Here is a 19,834-nt window from a genome sequence, read left to right as displayed (position 1 = left end):
AGTGGAATAAGTAACACCCTTTATAAGGGGACTCACCCTTGTCAGCAATTGCATTTGACCGAAGGTTTTAATGTAGAAAATGCATATCGATCTGCGTCAGTTGCGCCACTACATCGCCCTTGTCGAGCACCGCAGTTTCGTGGCCGCTGCGGCTGCCGTGAACCTGTCACAATCGGCGTTCAGCCGCAGCATCCAGACCTTGGAGCACAACATTGGCTGCCGCCTGGTGGACCGCGCCAGCAAGGAGCTGGCGCCCACCCGCCAAGGCTTGTTGGTGCTGGAGCATTCGCGGCGGCTGGTGCATGGGGCGCACAACCTGGTCAACGAAATCCACCAGTTCAACGGCGCCACTACGGGCGTGGTGCGCTTCGGCTCCGGTCCGGCGCCGGCCGGGGGGTTGGTGCCACGGGCGGTTGCGCGCTTCGTGGCCGAGTACCCGGCGGCGCGCACCTGCTTCCAGGTGGACAACTGGCAGGCGCTGAACCGCAAGCTGGTTGCCGAAGAGATCGAGTTCTTTGTTGCCGACACCCGCCAGTTCGAGTCGGACCCGGATTACCAGGTGCACAAGCTGGCCCCGCAACGCTGGCATTTCTGCTGCCGCGCCGGGCACCCGCTGACCGAACAGGAGAGCGTGCAGGCACGTGACCTGTTCGACTACCCGCTGGCCACGACCTTCAGGCCGCCGAATATCCGCAAAATCCTCAGCGACCTGAGCGGACGGCAGGACTTCCTGCCATCGGTAGAGTGCGAGCATGGCTATGCGCTGCTGAATGTAGTGATGCATTCGGACACCATCGGCATTGCCTGCAATGCCAATTTGCGGCCGTATGAGATGGAACGGGGACTGGTGGCGTTGAAGCTGGCGGACCTGACGCCGGAGCAGGAGGAGACGTTCTATACCCGCTATGGTGTGGTGAGCCGGGTGGGTTATGGCTTGTCGCCGTTGGCGCAAGGGTTGGTCAGGCAGTTGATAGCCTGTGATACCGAGGTGTAGCTGGCGGCGGCTTCGCCCCCGTTTCGCGGCACGAGGCCGCTCCTACAAGGGTATGCGATCGCCTGCAGGAGCGGCCTTGTGTCGCGAAAGAGCCGCAAAGCGGCCCCGGCGATATCAGCCTTTACGCGTAGTGCGGCTGAGTTGCCCATCCACCCCGACCGGCACCTCACCCGCCAACGTCACCCGGCGCACTACCCGTGGCTGAGTGCCATAGTCATCCACCGCATAGTGCTGCGTCGCCCGGTTATCCCAGATCGCCACATCCCCCGCCTGCCAGCGCCAGCGCACGGTGTTTTCCAGGCGCGTCACATGCCCTTGCAGCACCGCGAACAGGTGCTGCGAATCCGCCAGCGAATACCCCTTGATGCGCTTCACGAAATGCCCCAGTTGCAGCGCCCGCTCGCCACTGATCGGGTGCACACGCACTACCGGGTGCTCGGTCTCGTAAACGGTGGATGTGAACACCTTGCGGTAGCGCTCCAGCTTGGCCGGGTCGACATCGGGCTTGATGCTGGCGTAGTCGTATTCGTTGCTGTGCACCGCCCACAGCTTGTCGGCCAGCTCGCGCAGCGGCTCGGGCAGTTCCTGATAAGCCGCGGCGGTGTTGGCCCAGACGGTATCGCCACCCGAAGCCGGCGCTACCACGCTGCGCAGGATCGAGGCCTTGGGGTAGGCGTCGACGAAGGTCACGTCGGTGTGCCAGGAGTTGGCCCGCTGGCCTTCGGCGCCATCGAGTTGCAGCAGGTAGCTGGTGCCATCCACCACCGGTACGGTGGGGTGGGCGACCGGCTCGCCGAGCAGTTTGGCAAAGCCTTCCTGGCTCTGGTCATCCAGGTGCGTCTGGCCGCGGAAGAAGATCACCTTGTGCTGTACCAGTGCAGCCTGGATAGCCTCGATGGTGGCGGCATCGAGGTCGGCGGACAGTTGCACACCGCGGATTTCGGCGCCGATACGGCCGGCAACCGGGTGAATGTCGAGTTCGAGGGTTTGTGGCGCGGTGGCCAGGGCGGCATTGCTCATGGTCGTGGTCCTTGCGGTCATTGTCGGGTTTTTTGAAGGTTCAGCGGGCGGCCTGCACGGCCTGTTCCTGTTTCAGCGCAGCATCGAGGAAACGCGGTTCGATCCAGTCGGCTACCTGGAAGCCACGGCGGATCAGGCGTTCCTTGGCCGCCAGGTCTACGCCCTGCTGCAGCTGGCCGACGAAGTCAGCGTCCAGGCGTGGGTCGAAGTAGTGGGCAAGGTCTTCCTTGGCCAGGTCATCGCTGAGGATGCTGCGCGGCCAGTTGGCATTGCTGGCCACCAGATCGATGTAGGCGTCACGGTTATGTTCGTCTCGCAACCAGGTACTGGCCTGCTCCTGGGCGTTGACCAGGCGCTGGACCAGTTCGGGGTACTTGCGGATGAAGTCACCAGTGCCCAACAGCACTGCCTGGGTGCTACCGGCGCCTTCGAGGTCCCGCGAGTTGACCGGCAGCTCGACCAGCCCGCGTTCACGCAGCGACAGCAGGTTGGACAGGCCCCAGGTGGCGTCGATCTGCTTGGCTGCCAGCGCAGCATTGGCGGCGTTGAAGTCCAGGTTGATCACCTTCAGCTCACGCTCGGTCAGCCCTTGGCTGGCCAGGGCGCTGGCGAACGACAGCTGGTTGGCTGTACCGCGGAACACCGCTACGCGCTTGCCCTTGAGGTCGTGCAGGGTCTTGATGCCAGAGCCAGGCACCACGCCCAGGTAGCTCTTGACCCCCCGCACGCCCGCCGTCAGCACGCGGGTATCCAGGCCATTGGCCTTGCCGACGATCGCAGCCAGGTCACCCAGGTAGGCAAAGTCGGCCTGGCCGTTGGCCAGCGCCTCGTTCACCACAGGGCCGGCCCCCTTGAAGAAGTGCCAGTCGATGCGGATGCCATCCTTGGCGAATTCCTTCTCCAGCAACTGCTGGTCACGCAATACATCGACTACACCGCCTGCGCTGGGCTTGCTGCCGGCGCTGAGGTCGGGTACGGCGATGCGGATGGTTTCAGGCTTGGCTGGTTCGGTCGCATGGGCGCTGAGGGTGATGGCCAGCCCAAGGGCTGTAATCAGGTGGCGCAACGGGGTTTTCATGGCAAGGCTCCTTGGCAGGCTGCCACCGGCGATGGCCGGCGCTTTGGCCAGAAGCTAGGCAGGTCTGGTTAGAACCTACAAAGATCAAAACTTCATTTTTTAGTAACTGGAAGGCATAAATCAGGCGGCATGCGGGCCTGCGACAGGCTTGCGAAAAGTGCATGGAAAATATGAGGAAAACGCAACGGCGGGGGGCTTCCGTATGCAGGAAGCGCATGCTGTTATCTCTTGAAAGTCATATTTGGAAATTTTTTATTCCATTAATGAATAACATAACAACGTTTTGAGAGATGGCCTATGAATGGAGTTCTGAGCAAGGGTCGGGGGTGGGTTCGAGGGCCGCTGCGCGGCCCATTCGCTGCGCAAGGCCGCTCCTACAAAGGCCTTGCGTACTTAGTGCCTGCGGCGATTGCCGTGTTGTGGGTGGTGGCCAGCCGGCAGCACTGGATGAGCGAGCAGATTCTGCCGGCGCCAGCGCTGGTGTGGCAGAGCGCGGTGGAGTTTGGCTCCGGCGAGCTTTGGGGGCACCTGTGGATAAGCTTGCAACGGTTGTTCTGGGGGCTGGCGGTAGGTATCGGCAGCGGCTTGCTGCTGGGCGTATGGCTGGGCGCTTCGCAGCGGGCACAGACACTGGTGCTGCCAACCTTCGTAGCACTGGCACAGATTCCTACGTTGGCCTGGATTCCGTTGTTCATGCTGTTCTTCGGCATCGGCGAGTTGTTGAAGCTCGTGGTGCTGGTAAAGGCCGTGGTGGTTCCCGTCACCTTGCACACGCTGGTAGGTGTACGCGATGCCCAGCCCAAACTGCGTGAAGCCGCGTTGGCCCTGCGCCTGCCCCGGCACTTGCTGTTTCTGCGCCTGCTGTTGCCGGCTGCCCTGCCCGCGTTTCTCACCGGCGTGCGCTTGGCCCTGGCCACTGGTTGGACCTCGCTGCTGGCGGTCGAGTTGCTCGCCTCCAGCGAAGGGATCGGCTACCTGATGGTGTGGGGTCGGCAGCTGTTCATGCTCGACCTTGTGCTGCTGTGCATCCTGGTGATCGGCCTGGTCGGTGCCGTGCTGGAGCGCGGCTTCTCTATCCTGGAAAAGCACGTGCTGTTCTGGCCACAACCGGCCACCGGCGAACAGCAGCGCGGGCCAGTGCCACGGGGCTGGCAAAGCCTGCTGTTGCCACTGGCACTGCTGGCAGTGTGGCAAGCCAGCAGCAGCTTTGGCTGGGTTGACCCGAACATTCTCACCTCACCACTTGAGGTACTGCGCACGCTGCTGGTCGGTTTGGCCGATGGGTCGCTGCCGCAGGCCTTGCTGCTGAGCCTGGAACGCACCCTCACCGGCCTGCTGCTGGGGGGTGGCGCCGGCCTGCTGACCGGGTTGCTGCTAGGGCTTTCAAACCACGCAGAACGCCTTTTCGGGCCAAGCCTTTCGGCCTTGCGCCAGGTGGCGCTGTTCGCCTGGGTGCCGCTGCTCACCGCCTGGTTCGGCCTGGGTGAAGGGGCCAAGCACGTTTTCGTAGGCCTGGCCGCGTTCTTCCCGTTGCTGATCGCTACTCAGCGGGGTATCGCCAGCCTCTCGCCACAGCTGGGCGAAGCCGCCCGCACGCTGCGCCTGAACCTGTGGCAACGCTTGCGTCTGCTGGTACTGCCCGGTGCGGCCCCGGCGATTTTCGCCGGGCTGCGCCTGTCGCTGATCTACGCCTGGCTGGGCACCATCGGCGCCGAATACTTCATGCCTTCGGACGGCGGCATCGCCAGCCTGATGATCGGCGCCCAGCAACTGTTCCGCATGGACCAGGTAATGGCCGCCATGGTCCTGATCGGCCTGGTCGGCGCCCTGCTCGGCAACCTTGGACAACGCCTCGAATCGCGCGCCACGCGCTGGAGAACCGCATGAACGCCTTCAACACCTCACACCTGCACGCGGCCAACCAGCCCGACACCACCCCGCCCTTGGTCAGCTTCGAAGGGGTCGGCAAGGTGTTCACCGTGGACGGCCAACCGTTCGAGGCCATCCGCAACTTCAACCTGTCGATCAACGAAGGCGAGTTCATCGCCATTGTCGGCGCATCCGGTTGTGGCAAGTCCACCTTGCTGCGCTTGCTGGTGGGCCTGGACACCGACTACAGCGGCAGCATCCGCGTCGACGGGCACACCGTCAGCGGCATCGGTGGCGAGCGCGGCATCGTGTTCCAAGAGCACCGCCTGTTCCCTTGGCTGACGGTGGAACAGAACATCGCCTTGGGCCTGGTGAACGAGCAACTGACCCAGGGGGAGCGTGCCCGCCGTGTGCATGAGTTCGTGTTGCTGGTGGGGCTGGCCGGCTTCGAGACCGCGTACCCGCACCAGCTTTCCGGCGGCATGGCCCAACGCGTGGCGATTGCCCGTGGGTTGGTGGCCAGCCCACGGATTCTGCTGCTGGACGAGCCGTTCGGTGCACTCGATGCGCTGACCCGCCAGCAACTGCAGGACGAGCTGCTGGCCATTCGCGAGCGTGCAGGTATCACCACCTTGCTGGTGACCCACGATGCCGAAGAGGCGACGTACCTGGCGGATCGGGTGGTGGTGCTGGAGCCACGGCCGGGCAGGATCAAGTCGGTGGTCGAGATCGACCTGCCGCACCCACGGTTGCGCAGCGGTGTAGCGCTGCATGGGTTGCGCGAAAAAGTGCTGCACCAGATCACCGGGGATGGCGGCTACCTGCCAGCGCCGGCGCGACGGGTGGAAGGGCTGCGGCCGGAGCTGATTGCTCTGTGAATGACCGGCGACAATTTCAGGGCAGACACTGGCCCTGTAGGAGCAGCCTTGTGCTGCGAAGAGGCCATTGCAGCTGAAGATGATCTTTAGCCTTACCGGCCTCTTCGCAGCAAAAGGCTGCTCCTACAGGGGGATGCAGTAGCCTGAGGGATCAGCTTCACTGGCTGCCAAGGTCGCGCAGGTAAGCCCAAGGGTAGATCCCGCGCTCATGCCCATCGCTGAACACCAACTGCACGCCATATCCTTGCGACTCGATCTGTACCACGCGCACATCGTCGCGCACCAGGCTGATCGCGCCCGACAGCCGCGCCGCACGGCATTGTGAACAGGGGCAAGCACCGCGCAAACGGGTATGGCTGAGGCTGTGCTCGCCGTCTTCCCATTGCAGTACCAGCTGCCCTGGCCCGCGCAGGTTGCGAATGGCTTGCGGGGCGTTCATCAGGCTGCACCGCGCAGTTGCGCCAGGGCAATCCGCACCGCCTTGCGCACCTCAGGGTCGCTGTCGGCCTCGGCGGCCTGCAGCACCGGCAAGGCACGCGCCTGGCCCAGCTCGCCAAGGGCCAGCGCCGCTTCCTTGCGCAGGTTGGCAATGCCATGGCCAAGCAACGCGCCAAGCGCATCCAGTGCAGCGGCATAGCGCAACCGACCCAGTGAACGCGCTGCCCGCAGGCGTACCTGCCAGAAGTCATCGGCAAGGGCCTCCACCAGCGCCGGGCCTGCCTGGTCCTGACCGACTTTGCCTAACGTGGTGGCGGCTTCCTCGCGCACTTGCCAGGCCTGGTCAGTCAATGCTGCCACCAACGCTGGCAACACCGAGCTGTCCCGGGCAAGGCCCAACGCGCCGATGGCCGCGCGGCGCACCTCGGTGTCCGGCTCGGCCTCGGCGAGCGCTGCCAGCGCCAGCAACGCCGGCTGGTGCTTGAGCCAGCCAAGAATGCCCACGGCCTCACGTCGCACGGCGGCGTCGTCATCGGCCAGCGCCAGCAACGCAGGTTCGGCAGCATCCTCCAGGCGCAGCTCGCGCAAGGCTCGCAGGGCACTGGCGCGGACAAAGGCATCGGCGTGCTTGGCCCATGGCAGGATCAACTGGCCGGCTTCAAGGCTCTTGAGTTCGCTAAGGCTCTGCGCAGCTGCCAGCCGTACCGGTTCGGCGGCATCGGCCAGCGCAGCGCACAGGGCTTGCACAACTTCGGGTTCTTCCCAGGCCTCCAGCAGGCGTGCGGCCTCGGCACGCACCTCATCGGCGGTGTCCACCAGCAGTGCATCGGTGAGCCATGGCAAGCCATCCGGGTCTTCCAGGTCGGCCAGGTCGATCAGGGCGATGCGTCGCACGCCAGCGTCTGTGGCTTCAAGGCGAGGCAACAGGGCGAGGATATCGGGGTTGTCGGTCGTTCGGTCAGTCATAGCGCGATCCGTAGCGGTGGGTGGTCAGTGTCCGGCAGGCCCAGCGGGGTCAGGCGCGGCAGTTCGCGGCCTTCCTCGTGGCGCAGCAACGCCAGGCAGTGACGCTTGAGGTGAGTGAATTCAGGGCTGGTCAGCAGGCTGGCGCGGCGGGGGCGCGCAAAGTCCAGGCGCAGGTCTTCGATGAAGCGGCCGGGGCGCGGGCTCATCACCAGGATGCGGTCGGCGAGGAACAGCGCTTCGTCGATATCGTGGGTAACGAACACCACGGTGGTGCGGATGCTGGCCCAGATCTCCAGCAACAGTTCCTGCATGCGTGCACGGGTTTGCGCATCCAGTGCGCCGAAGGGTTCGTCCATCAGCAAGAGCCGTGGGCGGTTGATCAGCACCCGGGCAATTTCGGCCCGTTGCTGCATACCGCCGGACAGCTGGTTGGGCCAGCGCCCGGCAAAGTCGGCCAATCCCACCAGTTGCAGCATTTCGCGAGCTTGCCGGTGACGTTCGGCGCGGCCCAGGCCCTGCATTTTCAGGCCGAAGGCCACGTTGTCGAGCACGCTGCGCCAGGGCAGCAAGGTGTGGTGCTGGAACACCATGCCACGCTGCGGTGACGGCCCGGCAACGGGCTGGCCGTCCACGTTCAGCTGGCCGCTGCTGGGCACCAGGTGCCCGGCCAGGGCGCCGAGCAACGTCGACTTGCCACAACCGGAAGGGCCGAGGATGCAGACAAACTCGCCAGGCGCCACGGCAAAGTCCAGGCGCTGCACTGCCTCGAACGCTTCGCTGCCGTGCCCCAGGCAGATCGACAGGCCACGACCCTCGATACGCCCCGGCGCCTGTTGATAACTGTTCATCAACTGGCCCTCCGCGTGCGGTACCACGGCGTGGCCAGCGCCCCCAGGCGCTTGACCAGGGCGCTGCTGCCCATGCCCAGCACGCCGATCAGCAGCATGCCGACGATGATGTCCGGGTAGTTTTGCAAGGTGTAGGACTCCCAGGTGTAGTAGCCGATGCCGAACTGCCCGGAAATCATCTCGGCGGTGACCAGGCAGAACCATGACGTCCCCATGCCGATGGCCAGGCCGGTGACGATGCTCGGCAACGCCCCAGGCAACACCACTTCGCGCAGGATCGCCCAGCGCCCGGCACCGAGGCTGCGTGCCGATGCCACCAGGCGCGGGTCGACCGCCTCGACGCCGTGCACGGTGTTGAGCAGGATGGGGAAAAACGCGCCGGTGAAGGTGATGAACACCATCGACAGTTCCGACGACGGGAACATCAGGATCGCCAGCGGGATCCACGCCACCGCCGGAATCGGCCGCAGCACTTCCAGCGGCGGCAGCAGGGTGTCTTCAGCCCATTTCGAGCGGCCGATCAGCAACCCCAGGGCCACGCCAACCAGCGCCGCCGTGGCATAACCGGCAAACACCCGCGACAGGCTGCTGCCCAGGTGCGCCAGCAGGGTGCTGGAGGTCAGCAACTGCCAGGCAGCGTCCAGCACCGCCTTGGGTGTGGGGACATAGGTGAAGGTCAGCAGGCCGAGGTCCAGTTTCACGCTTGCCGCCACCTGCCAGAACAGCAGGCAGGCCAGCAGCGACGCCAGGCGCACCGGCCAGCGCTTGAGGTTGCGGGTCATGTCGGTGCCTCCCGGTCAGCGCTGGGCGACCAGCTTCTGGTTGGCGCTGACGAAGTCCAGCGCCTCGCCACCATGGGCCTTGGCATACTGCTCGGCCTGGTCCTTGAGCAGGAACGCCGCCAGTTCGCCGTTGGCGTTGCGCACGAACCAGGCCTGGTTGGCCAGCAGCTTGATGCCGCTGTCGGCGGCCTGGGCGTAGATGGCGCGGATGTCCTTGCCCTCCTGCTCCAGCTGGGCCAGGGCACCCAGGGCCGCTTCCGGCGAAGCGTAGTGGCGGACCTTGTCTTCACCGCGCACCCAGATTTGCGCCAGGCGGCTGAAGTCGGTGATCGGTTTGCCGGTCAGCGCGTCATTGGCCTTGAGTGGCAGCGGGTCGTAGTCTTTCAGCGCCTTGTTGTAGTCCAGGCCAGCCTCTTTGAAGGCGGCACGGATGTACTGGTCGTCGATGAACTTGTCGGTGTCCAGGCCCCGGTCGGTCTTTTTCAGCAGCTTGAGTGTGTCGATGGACGTAGCCACTGCCTGGCGGTATTCAGGCTTCCAGGTCAAGTCGCGGGTCTGCAGGCCGAGCGGGCCGTGGAACAGGTAATTGACCTCGGCTTCGATACCCGTGACCTTCTCGATCAACTCGCTGTACTTCTCAGGCTGCGCAGCGATCAGGCGGTCGGCTTCAAGGCTGGCGCGCAGGTAGGCGGTGACCACCTCGGGGTACTTTTTCGCGTAGTCGGCATCGACCAGGGCACCATGGAAGGTCGGTGCATTGGCCTGGGCGCCGTCATAGATCTTGCGGGCGAAGCCTCGGTTGGGGAACAGCTCGGCGAACGGCACGAAGTCGGCGTGGGCTTCGATGCGGTTGCTGCGCAGGGCGGAGCCGGCGATTTCCGGCGCCTGGGCGATGATGCGCACATCCTTCTGCGGGTCCCAGCCCTGGGCGGCGACGGCGCGCAACAGCATGCCGTGGGCAGTGGAGGCGAACGGCACGGAAATGGTCTTGCCCTTGAGTTCAGCCAGCGACTGCACGCTGGACGCGGCAGGCACGACGATGCCGTTGCCGCTGCCATGCACGCTGCCCGACAGCACACTGATGAACAGGCTGCGCTTGCCGGCATCCAGGTGGGCAACGCCGTTGAACGACCCCGGGAAGTCGGCCATGGCGCCGAAGTCGAGTTTGCCGGCGACCATTTCGTTGGTCAGCGGCGCACCGCTGGTGAAGTTCTTCCACTCGACCTGGTAGGTGGCGTCCTTGTACTTGCCCTCATGCGGCAAGTACTTGTCCAGCAGGCCCAGCTCACGGATCAGCAGGCCACCGGTGGCGCAGTTGATGGTGGTGTCCTGGGTGCCGATGGCGATGCGGATGGTTTCGGCACTGGCATTCAGGCCAGTGAGCGCCAGCGCGAGGCCGGCCACGGTTGCAACAAGGCGCATGGGTGTTTCCCCTCGAATCGTTATAAGAGTTGGCGTCGTCTCCGCCGCCCGGTTTGGGTGGTGGGAAACGAGGGGCACAGCAGGAGGGCGTCCGGTGGTTCGCCGGATGGCGGGATGAATCAGCGCAGCAGGTACGGGATGTCGACCTTCACTGCGCCGGTGGGGCAGTCCTTCTCGCAGGGCATGCAGTACCAGCATTCGTCGAAAGCCATGTAGGCTTTTTGCGTGGCCGGGTTGATCGCCAGCAGGTCCATGGGGCAGACCTCGACGCACACGGTGCAGCCTTTTTCGGCGATGCATTTGTCTTCGTCGATGGTGACCGGGGCGCTGCTGCGGAAGAAGATTTCTTGCGGCTGGTAGGCCATTTCACGGAGTCCTTGGGGCCTTTATTGGCTCCCTTTCATCTAGAGGCTTGCACATTTCCCTGTGGGAGCGGGTTTACCCGCGAAGAATCCAACACGGTGGATGGCACCGGCTTCGCCGGTGTTCGCGGGTAAACCCGCTCCCACAAGGTGAGGTGTCGCTTAGGCGGCATCGGCTTTGACCCGCAACCGGTCGTAAGCGGTCTGCTCATCTGCATCCAGGGCGATCAGGTAGGGTTCGACGGCCTTCTTGAAGCTGGTCATTTCACCGTTCTCGCCTTTTTTCAGGTGGCAATGGCAATACCACTCGCCATCGTTGCGCTCAGGGAAGTCCACCCGGTGGTGGTACAGCCCCCAGCGGCTTTCCTCGCGGAACAGCGAGGCCCGCGCCGCCATCTCAGCGCAGTCGCGAATCACCGACACTTCCATCGCACGCATCAGTTCATGAGGGTTGCTGGCCTTCATCTGCTCCAGATCACGCTCGATCTCGGCAAAGCGCGCCAGGCCGATTTCCATCTTCTTGGTCACCTTTGGCGGCTGCAGGTAGTCGTTGACCATGCGCCTGAGCTTGTACTCGACCTGGGCTGGCGGCAGGCCATGCTCACGCTGCAGCGGGGCAAACACCCGCGCGCGCTCGCGTTCGACCTGTTCGGCATCGACCTCGGCGAGTTCGCGCCCGGCCACGTAATGCGCGGCGTTCACGCCGGCAAACCATCCATAGGTAAAAGCACCGAGCATGTAGTTGTGCGGCACCGCAGCCATGTCGCCCGCGGCATACAGCCCTTTGACGCTGGTCTCGGCCTTTTCATTGACCCACACGCCCGACGCCGAATGCCCGGAGCAGAAACCGATCTCGGAGATATGCATCTCGACCATGTGCTGGCGGTAGTCGGTGCCGCGCCCGGCGTGGAACTGGCCACGGCTGGGGCGCTCGTTGCTGTGCAGGATCTCTTCGATGTTCTGGATGGTTTCCTCGGCCAGGTGGTCGAGCTTGAGGAACACCGGGCCATTGCCGCCTTCGAGCTCCTGATGGAACTCCCACATCATCTGGCCGCTCCAGTAATCGCACTCGATGAAGCGCTCGCCCTTACTGTTGGCGGTATACCCACCCAGCGGGCCGGTGACGTAGGCACAGGCCGGGCCGTTGTAGTCCTTGATCAGCGGGTTGATCTGGAAGCACTCGAGGTTGGCCAGTTCGGCGCCTGCATGGTAGGCCATGGCGTAGCCGTCACCGGCGTTGGTCGGGTTCTCGTAGGTGCCCATCAGGTATCCCGACGACGGCAGGCCCAGGCGCCCGGCGGCGCCGCAGGCAAGGATCACCGCCTTGGCCCGCACCACGCGAAACTCGCCGCTGCGGCAGTCGAAGCCCAGCACGCCCGCGGCGGCGCCTTCGCCATCAAGCAGCACACGGGTGCAGACCATACGGTTGCTGATTTCTACCCGGGCACGCTTGAGCTGGCGGTACAGCACCTTCTTGATGTCGTGGCCCTCGGGCATGGGCAGCACGTAGGCGCCCATGTGGTGAACCTTCTTCACCGCGTAGTCGCCGGTTTCGTCCTTCTCGAACTTCACGCCCCAGCGATCAAGCTGCTCGATGGTTTCAAAGCTGTGGGTTGCGTAGGCATGCACGGTGGCCTGGTTGACGATACCGTCATTGGCCACGGTGATTTCCTTGGTGTACTGCTCGGGGGTGGCGTGGCCGGGGATGATGGCGTTGTTCAAGCCGTCCATGCCCATGCTGATGGCGCCGCTGCGCTTGACGTTGGCCTTGTCCAGCAGCAGCACGCGCAGGCTCTTGTCCTGCTCCTTGGCCTTGATCGCCGCCATCGGCCCGGCCGTGCCGCCACCGATGATGATGATGTCGTAGTCCTGGGTCTGGATGCTCATGCCTTGCCCCCTTTCTGGCGATCAATGCGCAGGCGGTACTGGAAGGCATCGCCGCGGTAGTACAGGTGTTCGAAGTCCAGTGGCGTGCCGTCGGCAGCATGGGTCAGGCGCTCGATGCGCATGATCGGCGAACCTTCTTCAACCTCCAGGGCCTGGGTCAGGTCGCTGTCGGCCAGCACTGCATCGATGGCCAGGTCGGCGTGGCCAAGGGCGATGCCGCAGTCGTTTTCCAGCAGCAGGAAGATGTCGCGGGTGACCAGGTCGGCCTTCTCCAGTTTTTCGCCGACGGCCTTGGGCAGCCAGGTCAGTTCCAGCGACACCGGCTCGCGGTTGATCAGGCGCACCCGGCGGATCTCGGTGACCAGGCTGCCCTCCTCGACCTGCAGCCGGGCAGCCACCAATGCGTTGGCCGGCACATGGCGGAAGCTGCGCAGGCGGTTGATCACTTCGTAGCCCATTTGCGTCATCGACTCGCCCAGGCCCTGCAAGGTACTGACGTTCTGGAACGCCTTGGGCTTGGCGACAAAAGTGCCTTTGCCGTGGATCTTGAAGATCAGCCCTTCCTTTTGCAGGTCGCCCAGTGCCTGGCGCACGGTGATGCGGCTGACGTCGAAGGCCTTGCCCAGTTCGCTTTCCGAGGGCATGCGGCTGTGCGGTGGATAAGTACCGTCGAGGATGCGCTCGCGCAGCAGTTCCTTGAGCTGGGTGTAGAGCGGTACCGGGGACAGGGGGAGCAGTTGGGCCATGGGGTCTCTTCGCTGATCGATGACTTGTTATAACAAGTTGTGACCAGAGGATAGAGGGCATGAGAACCCTGTGGGAAATATTGATATCGCATATGGATAGATGAATTTGCGCAGACCGGTGGCCCACAAAAGCCGCCTGCGCAAAAAGAGGAAAAAGGCCACAGATCAAGGCGATGGACGTCAACGACACAGATGGGTATCATGCGTGCGCGTTGCACTCGTAGCTCAGCTGGATAGAGTACTGCCCTCCGAAGGCAGGGGTCGTGGGTTCGAATCCCGCCGAGTGCGCCATATCAAAAAGCCCTGGGCATGAGCCCGGGGCTTTTTCGTTTGTGCGACATGTCGCGTTTCTGGCACTCCCGTGCCACGGGTCATTGGTGTTAGCGTGGGCGTCTTCCCGTTTCCTGACGGGTAACCCACAACAATGATTGGCGAAGGAATGCGCACAACCATGCACCTGAAAAAACTCACCGCCACCACCCTGCTGCTGGCCAGCATCGGCCTGTTCACCCAGCCGGCCCAGGCCAACCTCACCCATCAGCAGTCCGCTGCCATCGTCAAAGCTTTTGACGGCAGCAACCCAAGCGACTTCAAGCAGTTCCTCGGCAAGCTCAAAGGCAGCGACCTGGCCAAGGCCGACAACCTCGAGGCAACCCTCGACGCCTACCTGGCCAGCAAGCCACTGGCCGCCGAGCAGCAAGACGAGATCAACCGCCTGCTCGGCCTGTATACCCGCATCAAGTATGGCAAGGCCGCCACCGAAACCCTGCGCGAGCTGGTGGCCATCCCCACCTTCAATGTCGAGGGTACGCCGCAGTACCAAAACCCCGAGTTCCTCAAGATTGCCGACAAGATCAAGGCCCTGGCCGACAGCTTTGGCCTGGCCTTCCGCAACATCGACAACCGGGTGTACGAGATTTCGCTCGGCAGCGGCAAGGAAGTAATCGGCATCCACGCCCATGCCGACGTAGTGCCGGTCAACCCGGACAACTGGAAGCTGGCCGACGGCACACGCCTGGACCCGTTCAAGGTCACCCTGGTTGGCGACCGCATGTACGGCCGTGGTACCGAAGACGACAAGAACGGCATCGTGGTGGCGATGTACGCGCTCAAAGTGGCCAAGGACGAGAACCTGCCGCTGGCCCGGCAGTTCAAGCTGCTGATCGACACCACCGAAGAAACCAGCGGCGATGCCATCCCCTACTACTTCGAACGCAACCCCACCCCTGACTACAACCTGGCCCTCGACGGCGGCTACCCGGTGGTGATCGCCGAGAAAGGCTACGGCACGGTCATGGCCAGCTTCAGCAAGCGGGCGGCCACTGGCAAGGGCGCAGAAATCGTCAACCTGACTGGCGGCCTGGCCACCAACCAGATCCCGACCACTTCGGTAGCGACCCTGGTTTCAGAGAACCCGACGCAGCTGGCCAAACAGTTGCAGCAAGCCGGTGCCAAGTACGTGAAGCAGCATGGCGGCGACTTCAGCATCGACGCCAAAGCAGAGGGCAAGAACGTGCTGCTCACGGTGACCGGTGTTTCCGCCCACTCTTCGGAGCCGGAGTCCGGGGTGAACCCGGTGGCCCGTATGCTCGACTTCATCAACGGCGTGGGCAAGCAGGTATCGCTCAAGCACAACCACTTCACCGACGCCGCCCGCTATGCTGCCGACAACTGGGGCCTGGACTACCTGGGCAACAAACTCGGCGTGGCGTTCAAGGACGCATTCATGGGCCCGCTGACGGCCTCGCTGACGTTTGTCGGGGTGGATGACAATGGCCTGAAACTGGCGGTGAACCTGCGTATTCCGAAGGGCAAGCCAATCGCCACGATCAAGGACGAACTGGCTGACAAACTGGGCAAGTGGACCCGCCAAAGCCACACCTCGGTAGCCTTCGACTACAGCCTGGACGAGCCGATGTACCGCAACCCCGAAGGCGAATGGGTCAAGGCCCTGCTCGCGGTGGCCACCGAGAACCTGGGCATGAAGCATGAGTTCGGCACCTCGGCCGGCGCAACCTCGGTGCACGACCTGCCCAACGGCGTGCAGTTCGGCCTGGCCATGCCGGACGTGAAGTACACCGGGCACAACGACAACGAGTTCAAGACGGTGGAGCAGTTCATGCTGGATCTGCAGATCGTGAGCGAGATGGTCGCGCGGCTTGGGCAGATGCCGAAGCTCTGATTGGCTGTACTGGCCTCTTCGCGGGTAAACCCGCTCCCACAGGGATCGCACAGACCTCGAAGGCGGTGTAGTTCCTGTGGGAGCGGCTTCAGCCGCGAAGAGGCCGAAACAGGCGATCACCCATGACGTTTTTCAATCGACTCCATGCCGTTTCCTGCATTGCCGTGCAGAGCGCCGTACCGGATGCTTTAGTTACTCCGAGACAGCGCTTTTTTCACCCGCAGAGGCCCGTATGAAGACCGTCGAACAAATCCTCAAGACCAAGTCCCAGCACCAGACCGTGTACACCATCGGCCCGGATGACTCGGTGCTCGACGCCCTGAAAATGCTGGCGGAGAAAAACGTCGGTGCGCTGCCCGTGGTCGAGGGCAACCAGGTGGTGGGTATCGTCAGTGAGCGGGACTATGCGCGCAAACTGGTACTGAAGGGCCGCTCGTCCGCCGCCACCCCTGTGCGCGAAATCATGAGCGCTCCAGTGGTTACCGTGGCGCCGAAACAGAACCTTGAGTACTGCATGAACCTGATGACCGACCGCCACCTGCGCCACCTGCCGGTGGTCAGCAATGGCGAACTGCTGGGCCTGCTGTCGATCGGTGACCTGGTCAAGGAAACCATCGCCGAACAGGCCAGCCTGATCCAGCAACTGGAGCAATACATCCGCGGCGAATGAAGCGCCTCAATGGTAGGCGCGCTCCAGCTCGTCCAGCTGATGGTCGAAGCTGCGCAGGCGCGCCGACCAGGTGTACACCAGCACTTCCAGGTCACGGTTGAGCACGGCTGTATTGCCATGGCCACTGCAGGTGGGCTCGCCCAGGTCCAGCTGGTAGCGTTCACGGGCCATGGCCTGGGCCACGCTGGACAGGTCGCGGGCGTTGGCCAGCCAGTGGTGATGGTGGTCATGGATTTCACGGTCCAGTGCTCGGCACTGATGCTTCAGGGCATCCAGGCTCTGCTCCAGCGGCGTGCCCTTGAGCTCGCCCATGACCTCTTCGAACGTACGCCCCGAATGCCAGTAACTGCCCCAGAAGTAGCGGTCGAATACCGTTTCGACGCGGCGTAGCGCCACCTTCGTGTTCCAGATGGTCAGCAACGTTCGCCCCTGAGTCACTTCACGCTTGTTCAGGTGCAACTGCTGCCAGGCAATCCAGGTCAGCGCCACCAGCGCAACCGCCACAGTGACTGCGGCAGCGGCGTACAGGAAATGCACTGCCTGGTTCATCTGCTGCGTCTGCCTGATGCCGTAAAAGTAACTGGCCGTCAGGGTGCCCAGGATCGTCACGGAGCACCAGAAGCCTGGTGCGTAGGGATCTTTCATCGCGCTATCCCCTTATTGTTTTCCTGAGCATAGCAACGGCCAATCACTCGTCAGGTGCCGCTCGGCGCTTTATTTTTTCTGCGGATGCAGCGCCTCATTCAGTTGATCGATCATGGGAATCCAGTCGGCATCGGCGGTGTAACTTTCCTTGAGAAAGGCGCGCTGGGCATCGTTCCAAAAGGGTGCGTCAACCAGCTTCACGTCTTCGTCCAAAGGCGAATGGGTGGTGATGAAGCGATCGATTTCGACCGGATCATCAGGAAGCCCCAACTGTTTGAAAATTTCAGAGAAAGGATGAATCGGATTGTCCATGGTTCCTCCTTGTCGCCAGACCGGTCCTCGACGAGGTCGGCCCGGCAAGGGTTGAGAGCATCAGCTGAGTTCACGCACTTCGGCGCTCGGCACCAGCTTCAGGTATTGCTCCATGCTCATGTGAATCAGGTGATCGTGATCACCCGCCTCAAGGTAGACATCACCCTGACGTGTAAGGCTCGAATCAAGCAGCATTTTTATCTGGTAGGCATCACCAAGGGCCGGCACGGCGCCGCGCTCGCAGTCACTGAACAGGCTAGGCAAGCCGCTTTCCCGGGTGAGTTGCCAGGCCCCGGACATGCGTACCTTGGTCATGTCCAGGTGCCGGTTGGCCGGTAGCACGGCCATGATGTAGTTGCCATGACGGTCATCGAGCATCACCGACTTGGCGACCCGCTCGGCGGGCACGCCGGCCGTCCGGGCCGACTCCAGGCTGGTGGCCGAATGGGGATGGGGAATGATGTCGTAATCGCAGTTGGCCTTGTCCAGGCGGACCTGCAGGGTTTTAGCCATACGCATGATGCACCTCCGGTTTCGCCCCCCAATCTCCAATTTTAGGCCTGACAGCGGCAGGCAGGGCTAAACTTGTGCGATAGAGGCAAACGAGGTGACGACAGGTGATCGCCCGCTGCTGGCGCTGGCTGATGCTGCTGTTGCTGCTTGGCATTACGCCCGGCGGTCAGGCAGCGCCCGGCGCAGTGTGGGTGCTGGGTATCGACGATGCCATCGGCCCTGCCAGCGCCGATTACCTGGTACGCAGCCTCGACCAGGCCCGGGCGCAGGGCGCGCAGCTGGTGGTCATCCGCATGGACACTCCAGGCGGGCTGGACAGCGCCATGCGCCAGATGATCAAGGCGATTCTCGCCAGCCCCGTGCCGGTGGCCACCTACGTTGCGCCCAGCGGTGCCCGTGCCGCCAGCGCAGGCACCTATATCCTCTACGCCAGCCATGTTGCCGCAATGGCGCCCGGGACCAACCTGGGCGCCGCCACCCCCGTACAGATCGGCGGCCCCCCAGGTGCCCCCAAGGACGACAAGACCAAGGGCAGCGATGATGAAACCCTGGCACGCAAGCAGGTCAACGACGCCGCTGCCTACATCCGCAGCCTGGCGCAACTGCGTGGGCGCAATGCCGAGTGGGCGGAGAAGGCCGTGCGCGAGGCCGTCAGCCTGCCCGCCAGCGAAGCCTTGCGGCTGAATGTGATCGACCTGATAGCCGATGACCTGCCCGACCTTTTGCGCAAGCTGGATGGCAAAACGCTGCAGGTCGCCGGCCAACCGCACCAGCTGCAGACTGTCGGCGCCAGCCTGGTCGAGCACCTACCGGACTGGCGCACACGGGTGCTGGCCGTGATTACCAATCCCGGCGTTGCACTGATCCTGATCATGATCGGCGTGTACGGCCTGTTGTTCGAGTTCATGAACCCCGGCTCTACGGTGGGCGGTGTGGTTGGCGGCATATGCCTGCTGCTGGCGTTGTATGCCCTGCAACTGCTACCGGTGAGTTTCGCCGGGATGGCGCTGATCCTGCTGGGCGTCGCCTTCATGATCGCCGAAGCCTTCCTGCCCAGCTTCGGCATGGTCGGGTTTGGCGGCATCGTCGCCTTCGTGGTCGGCGCTTTGATCCTGATCGACACCGATGCCCCAGGCTTCGGTATTCCGCTGACCTTGATCGGTACCTTGGCCGTGCTTTCGGCGCTGCTGATCGGTGGTGTGCTGGGCATGGCCCTGAAGGCACGACGGCGGGCACTGGTGAGCGGCGACGCCGGTCTGGTCGGCAGCCTGGCCACCGTCACCCAGGTGATACCAGGCAACCCGTTCTGTGGCGTGGTGCTGGCCCAGGGCGAGCAATGGCAAGTGCAATGCGCAACACCGCTGCAAGCTGGCCAGAACGTGCGGGTGACCGCGCGCCATGGCGTGATGCTGGAAGTGAGCGCCGCCACGCCTGCGGCGCAAGGAGAATGAGCATGTTCATGCAAGTGGGTTTCGGCGCGGTGCTGATCGTGCTGACGATGCTGTTGCTGTCGGCGTTTCGCATCCTGCGCGAATACGAGCGCGGCGTGGTATTCCAGCTGGGCCGCTTTTGGCAGGTCAAGGGGCCGGGGCTGATCCTGTTGATCCCGGTGATCCAGCAAATGGTGCGGGTCGACCTGCGTACCGTGGTGCTGGATGTACCGCCACAGGATGTGATCACCCGCGACAACGTCTCGGTCAAGGTCAATGCGGTGCTCTACTTCCGTGTACTTGACCCGCAGAAAGCAATCATCCAGGTCGAGGATTTTCTGGTGGCGACCAGCCAGCTGGCCCAGACAACCCTGCGTGCGGTGCTGGGCAAGCACGAACTGGACGAACTGCTGGCAGAACGCGAGCAGCTGAACCTGGACATCCGCCAAGTGCTGGACGCGCAGACCGATGCCTGGGGCATCAAGGTGGCCAACGTCGAGATCAAGCATGTGGACCTCAACGAATCGATGGTGCGTGCCATCGCCCGGCAGGCTGAGGCTGAACGGGAACGACGGGCCAAGGTGATTCATGCCGAAGGCGAGTTGCAGGCGTCGGAGAAGCTGATGCAGGCGGCGCAGATGTTGAGCAAGGAACCGGGGGCGATGCAGTTACGCTACATGCAGACGCTGGGGATGATTGCAGGGGACAAGAGCTCGACCATTGTCTTCCCGTTGCCGGTGGATCTGCTCAAGGGGTTGGTGGACAGGCAGAAATAGCTGGGGCCTCGACGAG

At 63.4% G+C, this 19,834-nt stretch carries 20 protein-coding genes and 1 tRNA gene; 8 read left to right on the top strand and 13 right to left on the bottom strand.

Features of this window, described 5'->3' with window-relative positions:
* The first annotated feature begins 79 nt into the window (after nucleotides 1-79).
* Complete coding sequence (locus B9A31_RS18765) at nucleotides 80-994, top strand: LysR family transcriptional regulator (protein WP_019096493.1); 915 nt, start codon at nucleotides 80-82, stop codon at nucleotides 992-994.
* A gap of 114 nt (nucleotides 995-1,108) precedes the next feature.
* Here the strand turns inward: B9A31_RS18765 and B9A31_RS18760 are convergent, their stop codons facing one another.
* Together B9A31_RS18760 and B9A31_RS18755 are read right to left on the bottom strand one after the other, a co-directional pair.
* Complete coding sequence (locus B9A31_RS18760) at nucleotides 1,109-2,014, bottom strand: TauD/TfdA dioxygenase family protein (RefSeq protein WP_019096494.1); 906 nt, start codon at nucleotides 2,012-2,014, stop codon at nucleotides 1,109-1,111.
* A 40-nt stretch (nucleotides 2,015-2,054) separates the two neighbouring features.
* Nucleotides 2,055-3,092: an ABC transporter substrate-binding protein gene (locus tag B9A31_RS18755; protein WP_027615960.1), complete on the bottom strand. Its 1,038-nt coding sequence runs from the start codon at nucleotides 3,090-3,092 to the stop codon at nucleotides 2,055-2,057.
* 297 nt (nucleotides 3,093-3,389) lie between these two features.
* Between B9A31_RS18755 and B9A31_RS18750 the strand changes: the two genes are divergently transcribed.
* Both B9A31_RS18750 and B9A31_RS18745 read left to right on the top strand, forming a co-directional pair.
* On the top strand, nucleotides 3,390-4,979 hold the full coding sequence (locus tag B9A31_RS18750) for an ABC transporter permease (RefSeq protein ID WP_025754986.1): 1,590 nt from the start codon (nucleotides 3,390-3,392) through the stop codon (nucleotides 4,977-4,979).
* A complete protein-coding gene (locus B9A31_RS18745; RefSeq protein WP_050587803.1) occupies nucleotides 4,976-5,839 on the top strand; it encodes an ABC transporter ATP-binding protein in 864 nt (287 codons plus the stop codon). The genes B9A31_RS18750 and B9A31_RS18745 overlap by 4 nt, the downstream gene beginning before the upstream one ends.
* Nucleotides 5,840-5,996: 157 nt before the next feature.
* On the opposite strand, the gene B9A31_RS18740 is transcribed toward B9A31_RS18745, so the two are convergent.
* From B9A31_RS18740 to B9A31_RS18705, 8 genes are all read right to left on the bottom strand, one after another.
* On the bottom strand, nucleotides 5,997-6,278 hold the full coding sequence (locus B9A31_RS18740) for a DUF971 domain-containing protein (protein ID WP_025754988.1): 282 nt from the start codon (nucleotides 6,276-6,278) through the stop codon (nucleotides 5,997-5,999).
* Complete coding sequence (locus B9A31_RS18735) at nucleotides 6,278-7,243, bottom strand: HEAT repeat domain-containing protein (RefSeq protein ID WP_025754989.1); 966 nt, start codon at nucleotides 7,241-7,243, stop codon at nucleotides 6,278-6,280. The genes B9A31_RS18740 and B9A31_RS18735 overlap by 1 nt, the downstream gene beginning before the upstream one ends.
* Entirely contained in the window at nucleotides 7,240-8,091 is an 852-nt protein-coding gene (locus tag B9A31_RS18730; RefSeq protein WP_019099873.1) for an ABC transporter ATP-binding protein, read from the bottom strand. Before B9A31_RS18730 ends, B9A31_RS18735 begins: the two co-directional genes overlap by 4 nt.
* Complete coding sequence (locus B9A31_RS18725; protein WP_019099872.1) at nucleotides 8,091-8,873, bottom strand: ABC transporter permease; 783 nt, start codon at nucleotides 8,871-8,873, stop codon at nucleotides 8,091-8,093. Before B9A31_RS18725 ends, B9A31_RS18730 begins: the two co-directional genes overlap by 1 nt.
* A 15-nt stretch (nucleotides 8,874-8,888) precedes the next feature.
* Nucleotides 8,889-10,295: an ABC transporter substrate-binding protein gene (locus B9A31_RS18720; protein WP_019099871.1), complete on the bottom strand. Its 1,407-nt coding sequence runs from the start codon at nucleotides 10,293-10,295 to the stop codon at nucleotides 8,889-8,891.
* A 119-nt stretch (nucleotides 10,296-10,414) separates the two neighbouring features.
* Nucleotides 10,415-10,660 (bottom strand): 4Fe-4S dicluster domain-containing protein, encoded by a 246-nt coding sequence (locus B9A31_RS18715; protein ID WP_008096634.1) that lies wholly within the window; start codon nucleotides 10,658-10,660, stop codon nucleotides 10,415-10,417.
* A 159-nt stretch (nucleotides 10,661-10,819) separates the two neighbouring features.
* Nucleotides 10,820-12,544, bottom strand: coding sequence for a fumarate reductase/succinate dehydrogenase flavoprotein subunit (locus B9A31_RS18710; protein ID WP_019099870.1), 1,725 nt, complete (start codon nucleotides 12,542-12,544; stop codon nucleotides 10,820-10,822).
* Nucleotides 12,541-13,290, bottom strand: coding sequence for a GntR family transcriptional regulator (locus B9A31_RS18705; protein WP_019099869.1), 750 nt, complete (start codon nucleotides 13,288-13,290; stop codon nucleotides 12,541-12,543). Before B9A31_RS18705 ends, B9A31_RS18710 begins: the two co-directional genes overlap by 4 nt.
* 214 nt (nucleotides 13,291-13,504) lie before the next feature.
* Here B9A31_RS18705 and B9A31_RS18700 point away from each other — a divergent pair.
* The 3 genes from B9A31_RS18700 (at nucleotide 13,505) to B9A31_RS18690 (ending at nucleotide 16,142) form a co-directional block, all read left to right on the top strand.
* Nucleotides 13,505-13,581: transfer RNA gene (locus B9A31_RS18700), tRNA-Arg, on the top strand.
* Nucleotides 13,582-13,741: 160 nt separating this feature from the next.
* A complete protein-coding gene (locus B9A31_RS18695) occupies nucleotides 13,742-15,472 on the top strand; it encodes a dipeptidase (RefSeq protein WP_025754992.1) in 1,731 nt (576 codons plus the stop codon).
* A 232-nt stretch (nucleotides 15,473-15,704) separates the two neighbouring features.
* A complete protein-coding gene (locus B9A31_RS18690; protein ID WP_019099867.1) occupies nucleotides 15,705-16,142 on the top strand; it encodes a CBS domain-containing protein in 438 nt (145 codons plus the stop codon).
* A 6-nt stretch (nucleotides 16,143-16,148) separates the two neighbouring features.
* Here the strand turns inward: B9A31_RS18690 and B9A31_RS18685 are convergent, their stop codons facing one another.
* The 3 genes from B9A31_RS18685 to B9A31_RS18675 all read right to left on the bottom strand — a co-directional run bounded on the left by B9A31_RS18685 (nucleotide 16,149) and on the right by B9A31_RS18675 (nucleotide 17,618).
* Nucleotides 16,149-16,787 (bottom strand): NADH:ubiquinone oxidoreductase subunit N, encoded by a 639-nt coding sequence (locus B9A31_RS18685; RefSeq protein WP_084297251.1) that lies wholly within the window; start codon nucleotides 16,785-16,787, stop codon nucleotides 16,149-16,151.
* A gap of 69 nt (nucleotides 16,788-16,856) precedes the next feature.
* A complete protein-coding gene (locus B9A31_RS18680; protein WP_025754993.1) occupies nucleotides 16,857-17,099 on the bottom strand; it encodes a DUF2789 domain-containing protein in 243 nt (80 codons plus the stop codon).
* A 60-nt stretch (nucleotides 17,100-17,159) separates the two neighbouring features.
* Nucleotides 17,160-17,618, bottom strand: coding sequence for an aminoacyl-tRNA deacylase (locus B9A31_RS18675; RefSeq protein WP_019099864.1), 459 nt, complete (start codon nucleotides 17,616-17,618; stop codon nucleotides 17,160-17,162).
* Between the two features lie 98 nt (nucleotides 17,619-17,716).
* Here B9A31_RS18675 and B9A31_RS18670 point away from each other — a divergent pair, with 98 nt between their 5' ends.
* Together B9A31_RS18670 and B9A31_RS18665 are read left to right on the top strand one after the other, a co-directional pair.
* A complete protein-coding gene (locus B9A31_RS18670; RefSeq protein WP_019099863.1) occupies nucleotides 17,717-19,063 on the top strand; it encodes an NfeD family protein in 1,347 nt (448 codons plus the stop codon).
* A 2-nt stretch (nucleotides 19,064-19,065) separates the two neighbouring features.
* On the top strand, nucleotides 19,066-19,818 hold the full coding sequence (locus B9A31_RS18665; RefSeq protein WP_016714417.1) for a slipin family protein: 753 nt from the start codon (nucleotides 19,066-19,068) through the stop codon (nucleotides 19,816-19,818).
* Nucleotides 19,819-19,834 lie beyond the last annotated feature (16 nt).

The sequence above is a fragment of the Pseudomonas sp. URIL14HWK12:I5 genome, from assembly GCF_900176445.1.
In the GTDB taxonomy this organism is placed as follows: domain Bacteria; phylum Pseudomonadota; class Gammaproteobacteria; order Pseudomonadales; family Pseudomonadaceae; genus Aquipseudomonas; species Aquipseudomonas monteilii.
Note: the sequence above shows the minus strand (reverse complement) of the source record. Positions and strands in the feature narration are given on the sequence as shown.